This is a genomic window from Bacillus sp. EU63, assembly GCF_038592915.1.
GTDB lineage: Bacteria > Bacillota > Bacilli > Bacillales > Bacillaceae > Bacillus > Bacillus velezensis.
The window spans coordinates 1,530,222-1,552,382 of record NZ_CP151944.1; the positions used below are offsets into that span (position 1 = coordinate 1,530,222).

Genomic DNA, 22,161 nt, shown 5'->3' on the forward strand with positions numbered 1-22,161 from the left:
GAAGGGGATCGTGTATGCGAAAAGAGGTTCAGGAATTCATATCCGCAGATGAGGAACGGAAACGGTTTATACGGCAGCGTCCCGTCTGGTACCGCAGACTTGCGAGAAAACCGGACGATCTCAATTCCTTTCAGCTTGACATGATGAATTTTTATGAAAAGACGATACCGCATCGGGTAAGCCAATTCTCAAACGGGATTCAAATGGCGCAGATGATGATGCAGATGGTTCACGCCATGCGTTCACAGGATTAAAAAGCGTTTAAACGCCGCATTTTCCAATTGGGTGGTTTCATGGTAAACTAGCAACTGGAGGTGCGTATTTATGTATGCAACAATTGAGTCCGTCAAGCTTCAAAGTGAAGCGGAGCAGCTTGCCGGCATGATTCTGCAGTCTGAGACGGCTGAAAATTACCGCGATTGTTACAAGCGTCTCCGTGAAGATGAAGAGGCAGGGCGGATCATTCGTTCTTTTATGAGCGTTAAAGAGCAGTATGAGGATGTGCAGCGCTTTGGCAAATACCATCCTGATTATAGAGAGATTTCCCGCAAAATGAGAGAAATGAAGCGGGAACTGGATTTAAACGATAAGGTGGCCGAATTTAAAAAAGCGGAGACTGAGCTTCAGTCGCTGCTTGACGAGATCAGCATTGAACTCGGAACGGCCGTCTCGGAGCATGTAAAAGTTCCGACGGGGAATCCTTATTTTGACGGCCTGTCATCCTGCGGCGGCGGGTGCGGTTCCGGCGGCGGCTGCGGATGCAAAGTTTCCTGACGAGACGGCCGTCTCGTCTTTTACATAAAATGAACAGAAAGTCAGGCGGGTGATCATGATGGAAAATAAGCGCCAAGGCATAATCGTATATCTGCATTCTTTAAAACACAGCAAAATGCTGAGAAAATTCGGCAACGTTCATTATGTTTCCAAGCGGCTGAAATACGTTGTGCTGTATTGCGATATGGATCTAATCGAAAAAACAATGGAAAAGATTTCTTCTTATTCTTATGTGAAGAAGGTAGAGCCTTCTTATAAACCTTTTTTAAAGCTGGAATTTGAATCAAAGCTTGATAAAGCGAAAGAGTACGATTATAAAATCGGCATATAAAAAAATCCCCGCAGATACCTGCGGGGTCCTTCTATTCCTTAACAAGTTAAGGAGAAGGAAAAGGGAGAGGAGAAACCGGAGGAAGAACTTATGGGGAAACGTAAGTCTTCTCCGCGGTTGGCAACAACATCATTCATTGATGCTGTTACACTTAGTCTTGACAGGAATGTGAATATGTATACACGATTTCACGTTCATTGTTTGAAAGAATGCTTTATGATAAGATAGGGATTGTTTTGATACATAACGGCTCAGCCGATGAGAAACATCAAAGTTTTCAGAAAAAGTGGTGTGAATAATGAGAGTAATTTCCGGTTCAAGAAAAGGACGAGCCTTAAAGGCTGTGCCGGGCACATCAACAAGGCCGACGACGGATAAAGTAAAAGAGTCTATTTTTAATATGATCGGCCCGTATTTTGACGGAGGAACGGGGCTGGATTTGTTTGCGGGGAGCGGCGGTCTCGGGATTGAAGCGCTGTCGCGCGGATTTGACCGCTGTATCTTTGTGGATCGTGATTTCAAAGCCATCCAAACGGTAAAAGCGAATATCAAAGCGCTTGATCTGCTGTCTTCAGCGGAAGTATACCGCAATGATGCAGAGCGGGCCCTCTATGCCGCGGCGAAACGGGAAAAAGGTTTTGACGGAATTTTCTTAGATCCTCCGTATAAGGAACAAAAGCTGAAAGCGCTTATCGAAATGATTGATGAGCAGAACATGCTGAATGAAGGCGGTTTTGTCGTAGCCGAGCATGATAAAGCCGTTGTGCTTCCTGAAGCCGTCGGCGCGCTTTCCGTAACAAGAAGGGAAATTTACGGGCTTACAGGAGTGACGATATACCGAAATAGGGGGTAATGATGTGGCAAGTATAGCTGTATGTCCCGGAAGTTTTGATCCCGTCACCTACGGACACCTGGACATTATCAGACGGGGGGCAAACGTGTTTGAGCATGTGTACGTATGCGTGCTCAATAATTCTTCTAAGCAGCCGCTGTTTACAGTCGAGGAACGCTGTGAGCTGTTAAGAGAAGTGACAAAAGACATTCCGAATATTACGGTCGAGACGTCACAGGGACTGTTAATCGACTATGCGAAAAAAAAGCGGGCGAAAGCGATTATCAGGGGGCTCAGAGCTGTTTCTGACTTCGAATATGAGATGCAGGGGACTTCCGTCAACCGCGTGCTTGACGAATCAATAGAAACTTTTTTTATGATGACGAACAATCAGTACTCTTTTTTAAGTTCAAGCATCGTAAAAGAAGTCGCAAAATATAACGGGCCTGTTTCAGAGTTTGTTCCTCCGGAAGTTGAACAGGCGCTGAAGCAGAAATTTAAAGGATGAGAAGCGCTGATCGGCGTCTCATCCTTTTTTTGTCCGTGCTGACAGCCTGTAACAATAAATCAATGCGTATACGGCGAGAGCTGTCAGCGTGATGGCGGGCCCGGTTTCAACAAGTGTATTCCATCCGCTGACGGCAGCAGATCCCGCTTCCTGATCGCGGAAAGGGAGGAATACGGACTGGTAAGGTTCGTCCAATGCAAGGTAAAGCGGCTTCCACAGTAAGAGAATAAAGAGTGCGGCATAAATGCCCTGAAGGATACGCGCCGCGAAAAACGGTTTAAAGCGGATATCTGTTTCCGATAAAATGCCGGCTACCTGGGCCTGTACGGAAAGGCCGCTGAACCCGAGAATAAAACTCACAATCATGGCTTTCGGCAGCAAGTCGGCATCAGCTTCACTGACCAGTTTGCTCCCAAGTGTAATTTCAAACATCCCGCTGATAAGAGGGATGTCCAGATTTGCCGGAAGATGAAAAAGCGAAAGCAGCGCGTTTGTAAATACAGAAAGCACATCCATGACTTGTACGATTGATAATAACCGGCTGAAAACCGAAAACAATATAATAAAACCGCCCACCATCAGCAAGGTTTGTACAGAAGAGGTGACGGCGTCGCCCAAAATTTTTCCGAGCGGCCGCTTTTCCGAAAGCCGCGCCTTGTGGAGGGCCAGAAATGCTTCCTTCAGAGAAGGGAGAGCGATCGTCTTTTTACCAGTATACGCCGCTTCTTCTTTCCGTCCGTATGAACGCATCGTCAGGCCGACGGCGATGTTTCCGAGATAGTGAGCCGATGCCAGCAGAATGCCGAGAGACGCGTTATGAAAAAAGCCGACTGCCACAGCAGCGAATATAAATAACGGATTGGATGAATTGGTAAAAGAGACGAGGCGTTCAGCCTCTACTCTGGAGATTTGTTTATCCTGGCGCAGCCGTGCAGTCAGCTTCGCGCCGGCCGGATTGCCTGAAGCCATGCCCATAGCCAGTACAAATCCGCCGACCCCCGGCACTCTGAAAATGGGACGCATAAAGGGTTCGAGTAAAAGGCCGACAAACTTGACAATGCCGAATCCGATTAAAAGCTCAGATAGAATAAAAAACGGAAGCAATGAAGGAAAAACTACCTCCCACCACATGGAAAGACCGGTTTTGGAGGCTTCGAATGAGGCCTGAGGGTGTGAAATAACCGTCGCCGTCAAAAAAATGAAAAACAATGAAATCAAAAATGTATGAAACTTAGACAAATTCATTCTTACCTCCCCGATGCTAAAATTGCACACTGACATTTATATCATGATAAAATATAGAACAGACCTTAAAGGCGGCCGGGCAAGTACCTATTTGTCATCCTGTACTAATATACGAGCATAGGGGTTCAATTTAGACCATAGAATTCATGTATAGGATGTCTATTAGGGGGTTCGTCGCGTTGGCCAAACCTACAATCGGGTTAGCGTTAGGTTCGGGAGGGGCAAGAGGCATCGCTCATCTCGGAGTGTTATCCAGTTTACATAAGCATCAGATTCCAATTGATATGATTGCCGGCAGCAGCATGGGAGCATTAGTCGGGAGCTTTTATGCGGCCGGGCATGACGTGGCGACGATGAAAAAAGTCGCCAAAGCATTTAAGCGGCGGCTGTACGCGGATTATACGATGCCGAGGCTCGGATTTTTAAAAGGAGACCGCATCAGGCAGCTTGTTCATGCCTATACGTACGGCAAGCCGATAGAAGAACTGCAGATCCCGCTCGGCATCGTGGCCTGCGACCTTCAGACCGGCGAAAAACTCGTTTTTACGAAAGGTTCAGTGTCCGAAGCCGTCCGCGCGAGCATCAGCATACCGGGCGTTTTCGTCCCGCAAAAAATGAACGGACGTATGTTAGTCGACGGCGCGGTAGTTGACAGAATCCCGGTTTCCGCCGTAAAAGATATGGGTGCTGATATCGTCATCGCCTCTGACGTATCCCGGGTGAAAAAAACGGAAAAAGCGGCACATATTTTTGATGTAATCATGCAAAGTATGGATATACTGCAAAATGAATTGGTCCGTCACCAGACCATTGCTGCAGACGTCATGATCCGCCCTTCTCTTGAATCATTCAGCTCAAGTTCTTTTGCCAACATTGATCATATGATCACAGCGGGCGAAGAAGCCGCAGACCGGATGATCGGCCGGATTAAACAAGAAATAGAGAACTGGGAGGGCTAACTCATATGAAAGCAAAACATTTTCGCTGGGTGTTTATCATCCTGATCTTATTAATTGCTGTTACATTTATTAAGCTTCCGTATTACATTACACAGCCGGGAGAAGCATCAGAGCTGAGACCGCTGATTAAGGTGGACGGAGGCTATCCTGAAAAAGGAAGCCTTTCCTTGATGACTGTCAAAGTAGGCCCCGCCAATCCGTATACATATCTTTGGGCGAAAGTGCATCCTTACGATGAAATCGTCCCTGATGAAAGCATAAAAGAAGAGGGCGAATCGGACTCGGATTATATGAAGCGCCAGCTGCAAATGATGAAAAGCTCCCAAGAAAACGCGGTCATTGCCGCTTATCAAAAAGCCGGGAAACAGGTGAAATACTCATTTAACGGGATTTTCGCCAGCTCAGTCGTCTCTGACATGCCGGCAAAAGGAAAAATAGAGGTCGGTGATAAAATCATCAGCGCGGACGGGAAAACATACGAATCCGCTGAAAAGCTGATTGATTATATCAGCAGCAAAAAAGCGGGGGAAAAAGTAACGTTTCACATTGAACGGGACACGAAAGAAAAGACCGTTGACATTGTGCTGAAATCATTCCCGGACGACCCGAAAAGAGCGGGAATCGGCGTAGCGTTATATACGGACCGGAACGTGAAAGTAAAGCCGGATCTCCATTTCAGCATTGAAAACATCGGCGGGCCTTCTGCGGGTCTCATGATGTCTTTAGAAATTTACAACCAGCTGACAAAACCTGACGAAACAAAAGGCTATAATATAGCCGGAACGGGGACAATCGACGTGGACGGCAAGGTCGGACCGATCGGCGGAATCGATCAGAAAGTCGTCGCCGCAGACAAAGCGGGAAAAGATATTTTCTTTGCGCCGAATCAAAACGGAGCTGAAAATTCTGATTACAAAAATGCGGTAAAAACGGCGAAAGCAATCAAGTCCGATATGAAGATCGTCCCTGTCGACACCATGCAGGACGCACTTGACTATTTGGATCAGCTGAAAGTAAAAAGCACCTGATACTGGCAGGTGCTTTTTTTACGCATTCAAAAAACGCTTTTCGTCTTCATCATAGCGGATCGGCGCTTGTGAAAATTCCTGTTTCTCAAACAATGTGCGTTCAGGTTCTTTTATCGGCAGGCTGTAAACCCGTCCCGCCAGTATGTCCAGATCCAGAGCGGGATGAGAGAAAGAAGAGAGCTTGCTGACGAGAGGTGCGGTAAGCTCTTTTTTCTTTGCCGACAGGTACGCCTGTCCTTTTTTCGTCATTCCGAGAAGACGGATATAAGGAGCGCTTGAAGGCTGCAAGAGCCGATGCATGTCTTCTTTTTTCGTCCGTGTCAGAATGTGCGTGTTCATCCGCTGCAGCCTCGTCCACGTGTATCGTTTTGTTTTCAATCGTTCCATCATTTCGCGATAGGATCGGGCTTGTCTGATGGTGCGCAGAATTCTGTGCTCAAGGCCTTCTTCCACTTCATAGATTCGGCTCAATTCTTCAGCGGACAGAGTGCTGAGGCTGTATTTTACATATGAAAAATAGTCTTCCGTGCTGTGCCATATCCCGTATGAATTTCTGTATGCCTCCAGCTCACGCGCAGACGCTTCCGGGAGAAAGCTCCTTGCGGCCGCCGTTCCTTTTTCTATCAGCGCTTTCCGGATGCTTGTTGCGCTGGCTATCCGGCTGTTATCTCCGGGAAGCTCGGCGTCATGATATTGGGAAGCGATTCTGGCTGTTGTATAAGGCTTCATAGCGGAACCGGAGGTGTGTATCGCTCTAACGTAGTGAAAACCGAGAATATTGTTCGGCTTGGACAAATCGAGCATGTCCCGCCCTTTGAATATGTGTGAAAAAGCTTTTGAGGCGGCGGCAGGATAGCTGAGACCCTTTTTCAGCTCCTCTTTCAGAATCAGGCTGCAGTCATCTTCCTTTCGGCTGAACGCTTCAGACGCTTCAATAAAGGGTTCGATCCGCCCGTTTTCGCTGCCGAAAAACAAGCTGCTGCATCCTAAATGATGAAGAAGCGAAACGCTGCCGCGCGCGAATAATTCTGCTTTTTGTACGGCATACATATAAGGGAGCTCAATGACGATATCCACGCCGTTTTCCAGCGCCATTTTTGTCCGGGCCCACTTTGAGACGGCGGCCGGTTCTCCGCGCTGCAAAAAAGGGCCGCTCATCACCGCCGCCGCGACGCTGCTGTCCGTTTTGATTTTTGCTTGTTCCGCATGATAGCGGTGTCCGTTATGAAAGGGATTATATTCAACAACCAGGCCGACTGCTTTCATATTTGTCCCGCCTTTCTTGCTATGTTTTGCTTCGTGTGGTACATTTGCAAATGAAGTGCATATTTTAGTCCGTTTCGTTTAGTGTATGCATAGCCTATCCGGCTGTCAACGATTGCATGACGGCGGCATTATGCTGTAAAGAAAAAATATTGACAAAAACATTCTGAAAAGCTATAATCATGTTTGTTGCTTTCCTGAGGTGATACAAATGAAATGGACGATTTATCAGCTTCATCAAATGGCGAAAAAGAGCTTTGAATTTGATGAAACAGTTGAGTTAAATGAGCTGACAAAATTGAATTCTGACATCCGCCGCATTTCTCCCGTCCGGGTGAAGGGCCGCGCGGAGATTGAATCCAAGCAAGTTTCGTTTGACTTTACGATTTCAGGCGAAATGGTTTTGCCGTGCTCAAGAACTTTAGTTGATGTGCCGTATCCATTTACAATCGCGACAAAAGAACTGTTTAGATTTCATAAGTCGGATGATATAGAAGATGAGGACGTTCATATTGCTGAAGACGATATCGTCGACTTAACTCCGATCGTAAAAGAAGAGATTCTTTTAGAAATTCCTATGCAAGTCTTTTGTGAAACTGAACAAAAAGAAGGAGCCGCTCCCCAAGTGGGGAAGGATTGGCAAGTGATTTCTGAGGAAGACAAGAAAAATCAAATCGACCCCAGACTTGCGGATCTGAAAAAGCTCTTAACACAAGATGATGAATCTTAACTCTTTAAGGAGGTGGGAATAATGGCTGTACCTTTTAGAAGAACTTCTAAAATGAAAAAAAGATTGCGCCGTACACATTTCAAACTAAATGTACCTGGTATGACAGAATGCCCGTCATGCGGAGAGATGAAATTGTCTCACCGTGTATGTAAAGCATGCGGATCATACAACGGCAAAGACATAAATGTTAAAAGCAATTAATGTATGAAGAAAAGCGCGGGAATCTCGGTTCCTGCGCTTTTCTTTTTTTTTGCCCCTCCGGCCTGCTTCCGCCGAAAAAATTGTGAGCGCCAGTAGTCTATCTAATCTATCAGCGGCATATGTATGAGGTAAATGAGCAAATATGGAGGGAGATACGATTGACGATAACGAGACAAGACGCGTGGACGCAAGATGAAGATTTGCTGCTGGCCGAAGTGGTGCTCAGGCATATTCGGGAAGGCGGGACCCAGCTTTCCGCTTTTGAAGAAGTCGGCAGAGCGCTGACGAGAACGGCTGCCGCCTGCGGGTTCAGATGGAATTCTTATGTCAGAAAACAATATCAGTCAGGGATAGAACTGGCGAAAAAACAGCGGAAGGAATTAAGAAAGCAGATCGGGGTGCATTCCGCCAATCTGCCGGGAACCGTCAAACAGCCTCCGATCCGCAGGGCGGAAGGAGAAAAAGAGCTGTCCATTGATGATGTCATTTTGTTTCTTCAGCAATTTAAAGAGTCGCCGGCCGCAGCGGATGTGCGTCATGAAAAAGAAAAACTCACAGAACAGCTGACCGCGCTGCAAAAAGAAGTCGAGGATCTGCGTGAGGAAAATGAAAGCTTGAGAAACAAGCTGGAGATGACGGAAGAAGATTATAAAGCGCTAATTGACATTATGGACAGAGCGAGAAGGATGGTCAATTCAAAAGAAGACGACAGAAAATCGGCGCAGAGCCTGTAAAATGAACCGGCCTGGGGGCGGCGGCCCCGCCGGTTTTTTATTATGCCGTTTCTCCGGATGTCATTTCACCGTCCATATCGGGATGCCAGATATAAGGATTTTCTCCTTTATCACGCGCCATATCATATTTAACGGGCTCAAAATTCATCTTATCCCAGAAATCTGCTGATTTCATGCGTGAATTTGTCCTGATCGGCATTCTGAAGGATTTTGCAAAATCAACAAGCGCTTTTCCGTATCCGTTATTTTGATAGCCCGGAAGAACCTCAAGCTTCCAAAGTTCCAAAAAGTCCTGACGCTGATCAAAATATGGATTCGCACCTCCGTTTACCTGATATAAACTCATTCTCGCCACTAGTTTATCCCCGAAGTAAATCCCGTAAAAAGGCGAGGTGCTGTCATTTTCAATGATATTATCCTGAAGATCTTCAAGCATCGACAGCTCCTGCATCCCGTATTCCTTAAACCTTTTAAATTCTTCGAGTGTCTTAAAGTTGATGAGCAGTCGCTCTATTTTCAACACAAACTCCCCCTTTGTTGTGTTCTACCATTATTGTAAACGCTTTAATTGAAAATTCCAACTATAATATGCTTGCCAGTCTTTTTGCTCAAAACGAAATTGAAGTAATTTGCGGCGGCTTCTGCTATGATAATATGGAAAAATGCAGATATAGGGTGTGACAGTGTGAAAATCGGAATTATCGGCGGCGGAGCGGTAGGCCTTTTATGTGCTTACTACTTATCGTCCCGCCATCAGGTAACGGTCATTACGCGGCGGACGGAGCAGGCTGATGCGATTAACTCAGGCGGTATACGGCTTTTGAAAGACGGAATAGAATGTACGGCGGCATGCAGAGCGCAAACCGGCATCACTTCCGGATTCGACCTCTTAATCGCAGCCGTTAAACAGCACCAGCTCAGTGCTGTGCTGCGGGACCTTGAGACGATAAAAGGGACGAATGTGCTGTTTTTGCAAAACGGTATGGGACACATACACGACATGAAAGATTGGCAAACAGATCATTCGCTTTATGCCGGCACAGTTGAGCACGGAGCAAAAAAGATATCAGATCATGCCGTTGAACATACGGGAGCGGGAGCCGTAAGATGGAGTGTATTCAGCGCTTCCCGGCCGGAAACGATCAAAAGCATCTTTTCCGGCATGCACCGGGATTTTCCCGTATATGATGAAAACGACTGGTATCGGCTGTTAACGGGAAAACTGATCATAAATGTATGCATCAACCCGTTAACTGCATTGCTTCGCGTGAAAAACGGAGAGCTGTTAAGAAATGACGCTTACAAAAAGTATATGAGAAACGTATTTGAAGAAGCGGAGACAATTCTTGGCCTCGCCGATAGAGAAAAAGCGTGGAACAAGGTTTGCGAAGTGTGCAGACTGACGGAAAAAAATCATTCTTCGATGCTCGTCGATATCATGGCAGGCAGGCGGACAGAGGTTGATGCGATTATCGGCTACCTTGTAAAAGAAGCGGAAAGCCGCGGATTGCCGGCCGTTCATCTCACGTTTTTACACCGCAGCATAAAAGCGTTAGAAAGAAACTGAAACAAAGTCTTTTGAGGTTTTCCGGTAACATGCTATACTCATTTCGGAAACCTAACTATTTATTGGAGAAAGGAAGTTCCAGACAGATGCAGCTAACTGAACTTTCCATCAAAAGTCAAAATAAGTTTGTGCAGCACTATATAGATGGAGAAAACATGTCTTCATTTTTTGATTATGATATTCATTCAGAGGACGTATGGCAAAAGCGGCTCCATGACTTGTCTTCGCGGCCGTTTGCCAGAGAGGAATTAGCGGATTATTTATCCTCCTATCACGAAAAATTTCACTCCGCCGCCATGCAGGCCTCCATCGAAAAACTGAGAGATCCAAAAAGCGCAGCGGTTGTAGGCGGCCAGCAGGCCGGTCTTTTAACGGGGCCTCTTTACACCATACATAAAATTATCTCCATTATCGTACTTGCCAGACAGCAGGAAGAGGCGTTACAGATTCCTGTCGTTCCGATTTTCTGGGTGGCGGGTGAAGATCACGATCTGGAAGAAATCAATTTTGTGCATACGTCAACAGAGAATAAAGGTCCGGTGAAACAGAAACTGCCGCAGTCGTACTGGAAAAAAACATCGGCGGCTAAAACCGAGCTTGATCAGGAAAAATGCGCGGCTTGGATTGATGAAGTGTTCGCTGCTTTTGAGGAAACGGATCACACAAACACACTCCTTCAAAACGTGAAGCGATGTTTACGCTCATCAGAGACATTCACGGACTTTTTTGAGCTGTTGATCGCCGACTTGTTTCAAGAAGAAGGCCTTATTCTGATGAATTCGGGAGATCCGGGGATTAAAAAGCTCGAAACGGGTATGTTTCAGCAGATTTTAAAACACAATCATGAGCTTGCCAAAGCCGTTTCAGACCAGCAGCGTTTTATGCGGGAAGCCGGTTATCACCCGATTATTGAATCGGACAAAGATCAGGCCAATCTGTTTTACGAACACGAGGGAGAGCGTTTCTTAATTGAAAAAGAAAACGGCGTTTTTATGATTAAAGAGCTTGACCTGAAGTGGACGAACGACGAGCTTCATACCCATATGGAAGAAAAACCGGAATGTTTCAGCAATAACGTTGTGACAAGGCCGCTTATGCAGGAGTTTCTCATCCCGACTCTGGCGTTTATCGCGGGACCGGGGGAGATCAATTATTGGGGTGAGCTGAAGCAGGCTTTCTCATTAATGGGCTTTCGCATGACGCCGGTAGTGCCGAGACTGAACATTACGATTCTTGAGCGCCATATTGAAAAGAAGCTTTCAGAACGGAATATCCCGCTTCAGGAAGCGATCGAACACGGCACCGGACACCTGAAAGACAATTATTTTGAAGAGCAGATTCCGGAAGAGTTTTCTTCTGTAATGGAGCAGGCGAAGTCTCAGATTGAAGCTGTCCATAAAAGCGCAAGGGACGAAGCGCTGAAGGTCGATTCAAGCCTTGAGCCGCTCTTACAGAAGAATGCCGCTTTCATTCAAGATCAGCTCTTGTTTTTAGAACGGACGGTAACGAAAAGAATTGAAGAAAAAGAAGGCTTTGTGCTGCGTGACTATGAAAGAATCCAAAACAGCATCAGACCGCTCGGCGCTCCGCAGGAACGGATTTGGAATGTGATGTATTATCTGAACCGCTACGGTCCAAAATTCTTCACAACCTTCAAACATCTGCCATTTTCTTTTCAAAACCAACATCAGATTGTCAAACTTTGAAATAAAGTTTTAAAGAACCCTGAATAGTTCAGGGTTTTTTTTTATGTGTAAACAGTGTAAAATGAGGTTGTGGAGAGAAGTGGCGGATAGTGGTGAGTTTAGGGGAGAAAGTGGGGGTCCTTATCATGTTTATGGGTGAATACCGGCATACTGTTGATGCAAAGGGCCGCATGATCGTACCCGCAAAATTCAGAGAAGGCCTCGGTGAGCAGTTTGTGCTGACCAGAGGACTGGACCAATGCCTTTTCGGCTATCCGATGAATGAATGGAAGCTGATTGAAGAAAAGCTGAAGGCTCTGCCGCTCACCAAAAAAGACGCCCGCGCATTTACCCGATTCTTTTTTTCCGGTGCGACCGAATGCGAACTGGACAAGCAGGGAAGGGTTAATATTGCGTCATCTCTTCTGAATTACGCAAAACTGGAAAAAGAATGTGTTGTCATCGGGGTTTCCAATCGAATTGAATTGTGGAGTAAGGTAATATGGGAACAATACACAGAAGAGCAAGAAGATTCATTCGCTGAAATTGCTGAAAACATGATTGGATTTGATATATAATGGATCTTCGTGCATCACAACAACAACTGACAATTCAATTCATTCCTGATAAAGGTGGGACCGACACAAATGTTTCAGCATAAGACAGTACTTCTTCGTGAAACCGTCGACGGTTTAAATATCAAACCGGACGGAACCTATGTGGACTGCACCCTTGGCGGCGCCGGGCACAGTACATATTTATTGCAGCAATTATCGGAAAAAGGACGCTTGATCGCCTTTGACCAAGATGACACAGCACTTGAAAACGCAAAGAAAACATTGTCCGAATACAAAGGACAGCTTATTCTGGTGAAAAGCAACTTTCGTTATTTAAAAGAGTGTTTACATGAACACGGCATTACGAGTGTTGACGGAATTTTATTTGATTTAGGAGTATCCTCTCCGCAGCTTGATACACCGGAACGGGGATTCAGCTATCATCATGACGCACCGCTGGACATGAGGATGGACCAGTCGGCCGCCCTTACGGCGAAAGAAGTCGTAAATGAATGGCGGTATGAGGACCTTGTGAGGATTTTCTTTAAATACGGAGAAGAAAAATTCAGCAAGCAGATCGCCCGAAAAATTGAAGAGGCTAGAGAAAAATCGCCTATTCAAACAACCGGCCAACTGGTCGATCTAATAAAGGACGCGATACCGGCTCCGGCGAGAAGAAGCGGAGGTCATCCGGCCAAACGTGTATTCCAAGCCATTCGAATCGCCGTAAACGACGAGCTTCAAGTATTTGAAGAGGCCCTCTTGCAAGCGATAGAGGTGCTGAAGCCGGGCGGAAGGGTGTCTGTGATCACTTTTCACTCGCTGGAAGACAGAATGTGCAAGACGACATTCAAGGAAAAATCATCACTTCCCGAACTGCCTCCGGGTCTTCCCGTGATACCGGAAGAATTTGAACCGGAATTAAAACTGATTACGAGAAAGCCCATTACGGCATCAAAAGAGGAGCTTGAAGAAAATAACCGCGCCCGGTCAGCGAAGCTCCGCATTGCGGAGAAACGAAAATAACGGGCAGCAAATGACAACATTAAAGGAGGTCATCAGCCTATGAGCAACTTAGCTTACCAGCAGGAAAAACAACAACGGCCAGTGATAAGTCCCGAAAAAAAGGTGATTGTCAAAAAGAGGGCTTCCATTACACTCGGGGAAAAGGTGCTGCTCGTCCTGTTTGCCATTGCCGTTCTCTCCACATCAATGTTTATCGTATCAAAGGCATACGCGGCTTACCAATCTAATATTGAGGTGCAAAAACTGGAGGAGAAAGTATCTGAGCAGAATAAGCAGATCGGTGATCTCGAAAAGACGGCTGCTGACTTAAGCCAGCCGCAACGCCTGATGGATATCGCCAAAAAGCACGGTTTGAATCTGAAAGATAAAAAAGTGAAAAACATACAGGAATGATAACCCATGCCGAAAAAAAATAAGTTTATGAACAGAGGAGCAGCGATACTCAGTATTTGTTTCGCTCTCTTTTTCTTTGTCATTCTCGGGAGAATGGCGTACATTCAATTAACCGGTAAAGCAAACGGTGTAGAACTTGCAACAAAAGCGACCGAGCAGCACGAAAAAAAGCGGACGATAGAAGCGAGCCGCGGCTCTATTTTTGACCGGAACGGCAAAGTGCTTGCAGAGGACACGGCGACATATAAGCTCATTGCCGTGCTTGATAAAAAGATGACGACCGACAAGAAGCATCCTCAGCATGTCAAAGACAAAGAGAAAACGGCGGAAAAGCTGGCGACCGTTATCAATCTTGATAAAAGCGAGATTCTGGACATCTTAAACAGGGATGGCGCGAAGCAGGTGGAATTCGGTTCAGCCGGCCGCGATATCTCTTATGCGAAAAAACAAAAGATCGAAAAAATGAATCTTCCGGGTATTTCTTTCTTAAGAGATACGAAGCGCTACTATCCGAACGGTGTATTTTTGTCAAATGTTCTCGGCTATGCCGATGTGAATGAAAAAACAAACGAGATACAGGGCTCTTTAGGGCTTGAAAAAATACTGAATAACTATCTGACGGAACGCGACGGATCTGTCACTTACGAAAGTGATAAATCCGGCTGGAAACTTCCGAACAGCAAAGAAAAAATCACCGCACCTAAAAACGGTGACAATGTATATTTAACCATTGATCAGAAAATTCAAACCTTTTTAGAAGACAGCATGACGAAAGTAGCGGAAAAATATAAACCGAAAAAAATTATGGCGGCTGTCGTAGAACCGAAAACAGGCAAAGTGCTCGCGATGGGGCAGCGTCCGAGTTTTGACCCGAATATCAGAAACGTCACCAATTATTACAATGACTTAGTGTCGTACGCGTATGAACCGGGTTCAACGATGAAGATCTTTACGCTTGCCGCGGCGATTCAGGAAAATGTGTTTTCTGCAAACGAGAAATATAAATCAGGAACATATAAAGTGGGAGGCAAACCTGTTAAAGATTGGAACGAAGGCGCCGGCTGGGGTATGACAAGCTTCCGTGACGGCCTCATGAGGTCATCGAATGTTGCTTTCGCCAAACTGGCCAACGAAAAACTGGGGTTTGACCGGTTTAATGAGTACCTGCACAAATTCGGGCTCTATCAAAAAACAGGGGTTGATCTGCCCGGTGAAGTATCAAGTAAAATTAACTACAAATATGATTTTGACAAAGCGTCTACGGCTTACGGCCAAGCATCGGCGATAACGCCGATCCAGCAGCTTCAGGCCGTCACGGCGATTGCCAATAACGGCAAAATGATGAAACCTTACGTCATTGATCATATTGTCGACCCCGATACGAAAAAAGTCGTCAAGCAGACAAAACCAGAGCAAGTAGGCACGCCGATTTCAGCCGATACGGCGAAAAAAGTCCGGAACCTGCTCGGAGAAGTCGTGACGTCAGACATCGGAACGGGAAAACCTTATAAAATTGAAGGATTTGACGTCGCGGGTAAAACGGGAACCGCGCAAATCGCCGGGACGGGCGGATATTTAAAGGGAACGAGCAACTATGTGTTTTCATTCATGGGCATGGCGCCGAAAAATGATCCTAAGCTCGTCATCTATGTAGCCGTGCAGCAGCCGCAATTAAAAGCGGGTCAAAGCAGCACTGATCCTGTCGCGGAAATCTTTAACCCGACGATGAAAAACAGCCTCCACTACATGAATATCGAACCGACGGAAAAAACAGATTCCGGTCAGGAAGAAACGAAAAGCCAAAAGATGCCTGACCTGACAGATAAGACGGTCAAGAGCGCTGAGAAGGAAGCGAAAAATGAACATCTCACACCGATTGTCATCGGCAGCGATGTTGCCGTAAAAGAGCAGTATCCGACAGCTGGAGAAGATGTGATCACCAATCAGAAAATCTTCTTAAAAACAGACGGAAAGATGACGATGCCGGATATGTCCGGATGGTCGAGACGGGAAGTGCTTCAATTCAGCAAAGTATCAGGCATTCACATTGATGTGAGCGGTGAAGGTTACGCTTCAAGCCAAAGTGTGAAAAAAGGAAAAGAACTGAAAGAAAATACCGTGATCAAGGTGAAATTTAAAAATCCTGATTAACGGGACAGAGAAGTCCGCGGATGCCCGCGGGCTTCTTTTTTATGCGCCGCCGTTCTATGTGTCCAAGCTGAGGCATAAATTGAAACAAGCCTAAATAAGGAGTGGACGGTCCCTTGCGCGTTTCAAATGTAACGGTTCGAAAACGTTTATTACTGGTTTTGCTTTTTGGCGTAATCATTTTTTTGATCATTGACAGCAGATTAGGCTATGTCCAATTTGTGATGGGAGAAAAGCTGACTTCACTGGCTAAGGATTCCTGGAGCCGGAATTTGCCGTTTGAGCCTGAGCGGGGAGAGATTCTTGACCGAAACGGCGTGAAGCTGGCTACTAATAAAAGCGCGCCGACCGTCTTTGTCGTACCGCGCCAGATCCAAAATCCCATAAAAACGGGCAAGCTTCTCGCGTCAGTTTTAAATATGTCGGAAGAGAAGGTCTACAAACACATTACTAAGAAAACCTCCATAGAAAAAATCTCACCCGAGGGTCGGAAAATTTCCAATAAAAAAGCGAAAGAAATCAAAGCGCTCGACTTAAAAGGGGTTTATGTGGCTGAAGACAGCATCCGCCATTATCCGTACGGAAGCTTTTTGTCCCATGTTCTCGGTTTTGCCGGTATTGATAACCAGGGCCTTCTCGGATTGGAGGCTTATTATGATGATGACTTAAAAGGTGTAAAGGGATCTGTGAAATTTTATACGGATGCCAAGGGGAAGAAAATGCCTGATGAAGCGGATGATTACAACCCTCCGAAAGACGGACTTGATATGAAATTGACGATTGATGCCAAGGTTCAGACGATTATAGAAAGGGAGCTCGACAATGCAGCGGCGAAATATAACCCGGACGGAATGATTGCGGTCGCAATGAATCCGAAAAACGGGGAAGTGCTCGGCATGTCAAGCCGTCCTGATTTTGATCCGGCTGACTATCAATCGGTGGATCCGTCCGTTTACAACCGGAACCTGCCGGTATGGAGCACATATGAACCGGGTTCGACCTTTAAGATTATTACGCTTGCGGCGGCTCTCCAAGAGCAAAAAGTAAACTTGCAAAGAGACCACTTTTATGACAAAGGATTTGCCGAGGTCGACGGCGCCCGCCTCCGATGCTGGAAAAAGGGCGGCCACGGTTCGCAATCTTATCTTGAAGTCGTTCAAAATTCCTGCAACCCCGGGTTTGTACAGCTGGGGGAACGGCTCGGAAAACAAAAGCTGTTTCAATATATTAAGGACTTCGGCTTTGGAAAGAAAACAGGCATTGATCTGCAAGGGGAAGGAACGGGGATCTTATTCCCGCTTGACAGAGTCGGACCGGTCGAACAGGCGACAACCGCTTTCGGACAAGGGGTTTCCGTCACGCCGATTCAGCAGGTGGCAGCCGTTTCCGCGGCAATAAACGGCGGAACGCTTTATACTCCGTTTATCGCCAAAGAGTGGGTTGATCCCGTTACGAAAAAAACCGTTAAGAAACAATCGCCGATTGCGAAAAGGCAAGTTATTTCCCAGGAAACGTCAAAGCAGATCAGATATGCTTTAGAAAGCGTCGTCGCTCAGGGAACGGGGCGGAATGCCTTTGTGGAAGGATATCGCGTCGGCGGAAAAACAGGTACCGCACAAAAGGTTAAAGACGGCAAATATCTCGAAAACAACCATATCGTCTCCTTTATCGGTTTTGCGCCGGCTGATGACCCGAGCCTTGTCGTATATGTCGCGGTTGATAATCCGAAAGGTACGATTCAATTCGGGGGAACCGTCGCCGCGCCGATTGTCGGAAATATGATGAGAGACAGTCTGCCTGAGCTCGGCGTCAAACCGCGAAAAAATCAAATCGAGAAAAAATATCAATGGAACGACACAAAAACAATAGAGGTTCCGAATGTTGTAGGGATGTCTGTCTCTGATCTTGAGTCGCTGCTTGTCAATTTGAATATAGACTCCTCAGGAAAAGGAAGCAAAATTGTGAAACAATCACCTGCAGCCGGAACGAAAGTAAAAGAAGGCTCAAAGATCCGTGTTTACTTGAGTGAAGAATGAGTCTTTTTGAGGCAGCCGGATTGTTTTCGGCTGCCTCTTATCATAAAGAGAAAAAAAGAAGATAACTTTTAAGATTAACTGGATGTATCCTTTTATTTACGCTAAAATATGAACTGTATGTTTAAAAGCCATTCTGACTTTTATAAACGGTTATCATGATAAAAGAATGAATAGAATTTCTGAGAGGTTTGATACAATGAAACTTACAAAGCTGCTTACATATTTAATGGCCGAACCTGTTCAAAATGACTTTCATGACCCTGACATAACTTCAATTGAGATGGACTCCAGGGAAGTGAGAAAAGGGAGTCTTTTTGTATGTATAAAAGGGTATACGGTAGACGGACATGATTTCGCCCAAAAAGCCGCAGAAAACGGCGCAGCGGCCATCGTTGCCGAGAAAGAGCTTGACGTCGATGTTCCTGTCATTATCGTCCGCCGGTCACAGCGGGCGCTCAGCGTTCTTTCTGACGCGTTTTACGGGCAGCCGACAAAGCAGCTTCAGCTTATCGGCATCACCGGCACAAACGGCAAAACATCAACGACGCACATGGTTGATGAGATTTTCAAAAAAGCGGGAAGGCAGACCGGTTTAATCGGAACGATGTACATTAAAATCGGGGATGAGACATTCCCGGTCAAAAATACAACGCCCGAAAGCGTCACACTGCAAAAAACGTTCAAGAAAATGAATGATGAGCATGTTGACACAGCTATTATGGAAGTGTCTTCTCACGCTCTGTCACTCGGCAGGGTTCACGGCTGCGATTATGATATCGCCGTATTCACGAACCTGACGCAGGACCATTTAGACTATCACAAGACGATGGAAGACTACAGACAGGCTAAAAGCCTCCTGTTTTCCCAGCTGGGCGGCTCCTTTAACCACGAAAAGCCGAAGCGGGCCGTTTTAAACGCAGATGACAAAGCCAGTGCTTATTTTGAAAAAGTGACGGCGGCGCACATCCTTACATACGGAATCGAGAACGATGCCGATGTCATGGCGAAACAAATCGAGATCTCTGCGCAAGGCACAAGCTTTGAACTCGTTACGCCAAAAGGAACAAAGCAGATCACGGTTTCACTCGTCGGCCGCTTCAACGTGTATAACGTACTGGCTGCAGCGGCGACAGCGATCGCAGCGGGACTGCCGTTTGATACGATCGCAAGCGCTCTTGAAGAGCTTCAAGGTGTCAGAGGCCGGTTTGAACTGGTGAATCATAATCAGCCGTTTCCTGTGGTCGTCGATTACGCGCACACGCCTGACAGTCTGGAAAACGTTCTGAATACATGTAAAGACATGACAGAGGGCAAGCTTTTCGTCGTCGTCGGCTGCGGCGGAGACCGGGACAAAACGAAACGCCCGAAAATGGCCGAAATTGCGGTGCGGATTGCCGACGAACCGATTTTTACTTCAGATAACCCGAGAAGCGAGGACCCGCTGGCCATATTAAGAGATATGGAAAGAGGGGTAGAAGGCACCTACTATCACAGTATCGCAAACCGCGAGCAGGCTATCTTTTTTGCCATTGCCAACGCGAAAAAGGGAGATGTGGTTCTGATTGCCGGGAAAGGGCATGAAACCTATCAGCAGATCGGCAATGAAACATTCGACTTTGATGACGCCGAAGTAGCGGGTAGAGCTATTGTTGAGCTGAATAAAAAGTAAAACAGGAAAGAGTGTTAGAATGAGGGAAATGAAAAGAATTACGGGGACACAATGTGAATATGATAAATACGTATGTCGTTTGAACGAAACGGGAGGAGAAAAGAGCAATGCTTGAGCAAGTGATTTTATTTACAATAATAATGGGATTTTTAATCAGTGTTCTGATATCTCCGATTCTTATCCCGTTTTTAAGACGTTTAAAATTCGGCCAAAGTATCAGGGAAGAGGGGCCGAAATCACATATGAAAAAATCAGGGACGCCGACGATGGGCGGGGTCATGATTATTGTATCCATCGCCATTACGGCGATTGTCATGACGCAGAAATTTTCGCATCTGAGCGCGGAAATGTTTCTTCTGCTGTTTGTCACGATCGGATACGGCCTGCTCGGCTTTCTGGATGACTATATTAAAGTAGTAATGAAACGGAATCTCGGATTGACGTCGAAGCAGAAATTGATCGGCCAGATCATTATTGCCATTGTATTTTACGGAGTATATCATTATTGCCATTTTTCAACCGGCATCAGGGTGCCGGGCACACATCTGTCAATCGATCTCGGCTGGGGATACTTTATCCTCGTTCTCTTTATGCTTGTCGGAGGTTCAAATGCCGTCAACCTGACAGACGGTCTGGACGGTCTCTTGTCCGGTACCGCGGCTATCGCATTCGGCGCTTTCGCCATCCTTGCGTGGAACCAGTCACAATATGACGTTGCGATTTTCTCGGTTGCCGTTGTCGGCGCCGTTCTCGGTTTTCTTGTATTCAACGCCCATCCCGCCAAGGTATTTATGGGGGATACCGGTTCGCTTGCGCTCGGAGGAGCGATCGTGACCGTTGCCATTCTGACGAAGCTTGAAATTCTGCTCGTCATTATCGGCGGAGTATTTGTTATTGAGACCTTATCTGTTATCTTACAAGTCATCAGCTTTAAAACGACAGGAAAACGAATCTTTAAGATGAGTCCGCTTCACCACCATTACGAATTGGTCGGATGGTCTGAATGGAGAGTTGTCGTCACATTCTGGACTGCGGGACTGCTGCTTGCCGTTTTAGGAATTTACATCGAGGTGTGGTTATAAGTGGAAAACGAACTTTTTTTGCAAAAACAAAACTTTCTGGTCCTCGGACTGGCGAAAAGCGGATATGCGGCTGCGTCGATTCTTCATGAAAAAGGCGTTAACGTCGTCGTGAATGATCAAAAAGCCTTTGAAGAGAACGAACCTGCCCAAAGGCTTGCAGAAAGAGGAATTGAAGTCATCTGCGGTGAGCATCCGACGTCACTTTTTGATCAGCATCACATTACCATTCTGATCAAAAATCCCGGAATCCCGTATGAAAATATCATGGTGGAGGAAGCGCAAAGAAGAGGCATCCCGGTCTGGACGGAAATCGAGCTTGCGTATTATATCACCAATGCAAAATTCATCGGCATTACAGGTTCAAACGGGAAAACAACAACGACGACCCTGATTTATGAAATGCTGAAAGCTGACTCGATAAAGGCGCTGATCGCAGGGAATATCGGCACTGTCGCCAGTGAAGTGGCTTATCATGCTGACGGTGATGAATGGATCGTCACAGAGCTTTCTTCGTTCCAGCTTATGGGGACTCATGCGTTCAGACCTGAAATCGGCCTGATTTTAAATGTGTTCGACGCTCATTTGGATTACCATCACAGCCGTGAAAACTATGAAAAAGCCAAGCAGAACGTGTATCTTCATCAGCTTGAGAGTGATACGGCCATCGTGAATCAAAGCGATGAAACAGTCGTGCGGCTTGCCGAAAGCGGAAAAGCCGGCACCGTTCCGTTTTCAGTTCACCAGGAACTGTCAAGCGGCGCATTCATTAAAGACGGAATGCTGATGTTCGGCGATGAAGCGATTCTGCCTGTTGATGACATCGTACTGCCGGGCGCGCACAATTTAGAAAATATATTGGCCGCTGTAGCCGCGGCAAAAACGGCGGGCGCGTCTAATAAAGCGATTCAGAAGGTGCTGACAAGCTTTACCGGTGTCAAACACCGTCTGCAGTATGTAACTGCGATCCAGAATCGTAAATTTTATAATGACAGCAAAGCGACGAATATTTTGGCCACAAGCAAAGCGCTCTCCGCGTTCAAAGCTCCGGTTATTCTGCTTGCAGGCGGACTGGACCGCGGCAACGGTTTTGACGATCTGAAACCGTATATGGACAATGTCAAAGCGGTCCTGACGTTCGGACAGACAGCGCCGAAGATAGAAAAACTGGGCAATGAGCTGGGAATACAACATGTCAAACGTGTCGATAATGTTGAACAAGCAGTATCTGCGGCGTTTGCGCTCTCAAATGAAGGAGACGTCATCCTCTTGTCACCCGCGTGTGCAAGCTGGGATCAGTTCAAAACATTTGAAGAACGCGGTGACATGTTTATAGATGCCGTGCATATGCTTAAGTAAGGGCTTGTCTCTGTTCATCGGCAGCCCTAAATGACTT

The 22,161-nt window shown here is 46.3% G+C and carries 23 protein-coding genes; 20 read left to right on the forward strand and 3 right to left on the reverse strand.

All coding sequences use genetic code 11. The annotated features are described in order from the left end of the window. Positions 1 to 14: 14 nt before the first annotated feature. The 5 genes from NYE38_RS07735 (at position 15) to coaD (ending at position 2,445) form a co-directional block, all read left to right on the forward strand. The gene (locus NYE38_RS07735; RefSeq protein WP_003154475.1) at positions 15 to 254 is read left to right on the forward strand and encodes a YlbE-like family protein; all 240 of its coding nucleotides are present in this window, start codon (positions 15 to 17) and stop codon (positions 252 to 254) included. Positions 255 to 324: 70 nt separating this feature from the next. Beyond that, positions 325 to 774, forward strand: coding sequence for a YlbF family regulator (locus tag NYE38_RS07740; protein WP_003154472.1), 450 nt, complete (start codon positions 325 to 327; stop codon positions 772 to 774). Between the two features lie 58 nt (positions 775 to 832). After that, on the forward strand, positions 833 to 1,105 hold the full coding sequence (locus NYE38_RS07745; protein ID WP_014417705.1) for a YlbG family protein: 273 nt from the start codon (positions 833 to 835) through the stop codon (positions 1,103 to 1,105). 298 nt (positions 1,106 to 1,403) lie between these two features. Continuing rightward, complete coding sequence (gene rsmD / locus NYE38_RS07750) at positions 1,404 to 1,958, forward strand: 16S rRNA (guanine(966)-N(2))-methyltransferase RsmD (RefSeq protein WP_017417726.1); 555 nt, start codon at positions 1,404 to 1,406, stop codon at positions 1,956 to 1,958. Between the two features lie 4 nt (positions 1,959 to 1,962). Then, positions 1,963 to 2,445: a pantetheine-phosphate adenylyltransferase gene (coaD, locus tag NYE38_RS07755; protein WP_003154467.1), complete on the forward strand. Its 483-nt coding sequence runs from the start codon at positions 1,963 to 1,965 to the stop codon at positions 2,443 to 2,445. A gap of 18 nt (positions 2,446 to 2,463) precedes the next feature. Here the strand turns inward: coaD and ylbJ are convergent, their stop codons facing one another. After that, positions 2,464 to 3,690, reverse strand: coding sequence for a sporulation integral membrane protein YlbJ (ylbJ, locus tag NYE38_RS07760; protein WP_071181751.1), 1,227 nt, complete (start codon positions 3,688 to 3,690; stop codon positions 2,464 to 2,466). A 179-nt stretch (positions 3,691 to 3,869) separates the two neighbouring features. Between ylbJ and NYE38_RS07765 the strand changes: the two genes are divergently transcribed. Together NYE38_RS07765 and NYE38_RS07770 are read left to right on the forward strand one after the other, a co-directional pair. Continuing rightward, positions 3,870 to 4,649 (forward strand): patatin family protein, encoded by a 780-nt coding sequence (locus NYE38_RS07765; RefSeq protein ID WP_063636623.1) that lies wholly within the window; start codon positions 3,870 to 3,872, stop codon positions 4,647 to 4,649. Positions 4,650 to 4,654: 5 nt separating this feature from the next. Next, positions 4,655 to 5,677 (forward strand): SepM family pheromone-processing serine protease, encoded by a 1,023-nt coding sequence (locus NYE38_RS07770; RefSeq protein WP_003154464.1) that lies wholly within the window; start codon positions 4,655 to 4,657, stop codon positions 5,675 to 5,677. Between the two features lie 18 nt (positions 5,678 to 5,695). Here NYE38_RS07770 and NYE38_RS07775 read toward each other — a convergent pair whose 3' ends face one another. Further along, positions 5,696 to 6,943: a nucleotidyltransferase gene (locus tag NYE38_RS07775; RefSeq protein WP_071181753.1), complete on the reverse strand. Its 1,248-nt coding sequence runs from the start codon at positions 6,941 to 6,943 to the stop codon at positions 5,696 to 5,698. A gap of 208 nt (positions 6,944 to 7,151) precedes the next feature. Between NYE38_RS07775 and NYE38_RS07780 the strand changes: the two genes are divergently transcribed. From NYE38_RS07780 to gerR, 3 genes are all read left to right on the forward strand, one after another. Beyond that, positions 7,152 to 7,670 (forward strand): DUF177 domain-containing protein, encoded by a 519-nt coding sequence (locus tag NYE38_RS07780; protein ID WP_003154459.1) that lies wholly within the window; start codon positions 7,152 to 7,154, stop codon positions 7,668 to 7,670. 21 nt (positions 7,671 to 7,691) lie between these two features. Beyond that, positions 7,692 to 7,871: a 50S ribosomal protein L32 gene (rpmF, locus tag NYE38_RS07785; protein ID WP_003154457.1), complete on the forward strand. Its 180-nt coding sequence runs from the start codon at positions 7,692 to 7,694 to the stop codon at positions 7,869 to 7,871. A gap of 158 nt (positions 7,872 to 8,029) precedes the next feature. Further along, positions 8,030 to 8,605, forward strand: a complete 576-nt coding sequence (gene gerR / locus NYE38_RS07790) for a sporulation-specific transcriptional regulator GerR (protein ID WP_003154450.1) — start codon at positions 8,030 to 8,032, stop codon at positions 8,603 to 8,605. A gap of 40 nt (positions 8,606 to 8,645) precedes the next feature. On the opposite strand, the gene NYE38_RS07795 is transcribed toward gerR, so the two are convergent. Continuing rightward, the gene (locus tag NYE38_RS07795; protein ID WP_007611262.1) at positions 8,646 to 9,128 is read right to left on the reverse strand and encodes an N-acetyltransferase; all 483 of its coding nucleotides are present in this window, start codon (positions 9,126 to 9,128) and stop codon (positions 8,646 to 8,648) included. A gap of 162 nt (positions 9,129 to 9,290) precedes the next feature. Here NYE38_RS07795 and NYE38_RS07800 point away from each other — a divergent pair, with 162 nt between their 5' ends. The 10 genes from NYE38_RS07800 (at position 9,291) to murD (ending at position 22,124) form a co-directional block, all read left to right on the forward strand. After that, entirely contained in the window at positions 9,291 to 10,172 is an 882-nt protein-coding gene (locus NYE38_RS07800) for a 2-dehydropantoate 2-reductase (RefSeq protein WP_026092251.1), read from the forward strand. A gap of 86 nt (positions 10,173 to 10,258) precedes the next feature. Next, positions 10,259 to 11,878, forward strand: coding sequence for a bacillithiol biosynthesis cysteine-adding enzyme BshC (gene bshC / locus NYE38_RS07805; protein ID WP_017417730.1), 1,620 nt, complete (start codon positions 10,259 to 10,261; stop codon positions 11,876 to 11,878). Between the two features lie 125 nt (positions 11,879 to 12,003). Further along, a complete protein-coding gene (mraZ, locus tag NYE38_RS07810; RefSeq protein ID WP_007409703.1) occupies positions 12,004 to 12,435 on the forward strand; it encodes a division/cell wall cluster transcriptional repressor MraZ in 432 nt (143 codons plus the stop codon). Positions 12,436 to 12,504: 69 nt separating this feature from the next. Next, the gene (gene rsmH, locus NYE38_RS07815; RefSeq protein ID WP_007409704.1) at positions 12,505 to 13,440 is read left to right on the forward strand and encodes a 16S rRNA (cytosine(1402)-N(4))-methyltransferase RsmH; all 936 of its coding nucleotides are present in this window, start codon (positions 12,505 to 12,507) and stop codon (positions 13,438 to 13,440) included. Between the two features lie 39 nt (positions 13,441 to 13,479). Next, entirely contained in the window at positions 13,480 to 13,833 is a 354-nt protein-coding gene (ftsL, locus tag NYE38_RS07820) for a cell division protein FtsL (RefSeq protein ID WP_017417731.1), read from the forward strand. 6 nt (positions 13,834 to 13,839) lie between these two features. Further along, positions 13,840 to 15,984, forward strand: a complete 2,145-nt coding sequence (gene pbpB / locus NYE38_RS07825) for a penicillin-binding protein 2B (protein WP_017417732.1) — start codon at positions 13,840 to 13,842, stop codon at positions 15,982 to 15,984. A gap of 113 nt (positions 15,985 to 16,097) precedes the next feature. Continuing rightward, the gene (locus tag NYE38_RS07830; RefSeq protein ID WP_014417716.1) at positions 16,098 to 18,017 is read left to right on the forward strand and encodes a stage V sporulation protein D; all 1,920 of its coding nucleotides are present in this window, start codon (positions 16,098 to 16,100) and stop codon (positions 18,015 to 18,017) included. 196 nt (positions 18,018 to 18,213) lie between these two features. Continuing rightward, a complete protein-coding gene (locus tag NYE38_RS07835) occupies positions 18,214 to 19,686 on the forward strand; it encodes a UDP-N-acetylmuramoyl-L-alanyl-D-glutamate--2,6-diaminopimelate ligase (protein WP_017417733.1) in 1,473 nt (490 codons plus the stop codon). A gap of 107 nt (positions 19,687 to 19,793) precedes the next feature. After that, positions 19,794 to 20,768: a phospho-N-acetylmuramoyl-pentapeptide-transferase gene (mraY, locus tag NYE38_RS07840; protein WP_007409707.1), complete on the forward strand. Its 975-nt coding sequence runs from the start codon at positions 19,794 to 19,796 to the stop codon at positions 20,766 to 20,768. After that, on the forward strand, positions 20,769 to 22,124 hold the full coding sequence (gene murD, locus NYE38_RS07845; RefSeq protein WP_025649484.1) for a UDP-N-acetylmuramoyl-L-alanine--D-glutamate ligase: 1,356 nt from the start codon (positions 20,769 to 20,771) through the stop codon (positions 22,122 to 22,124). It abuts the gene before it with no gap. The last annotated feature ends 37 nt before the right edge of the window (positions 22,125 to 22,161 follow it).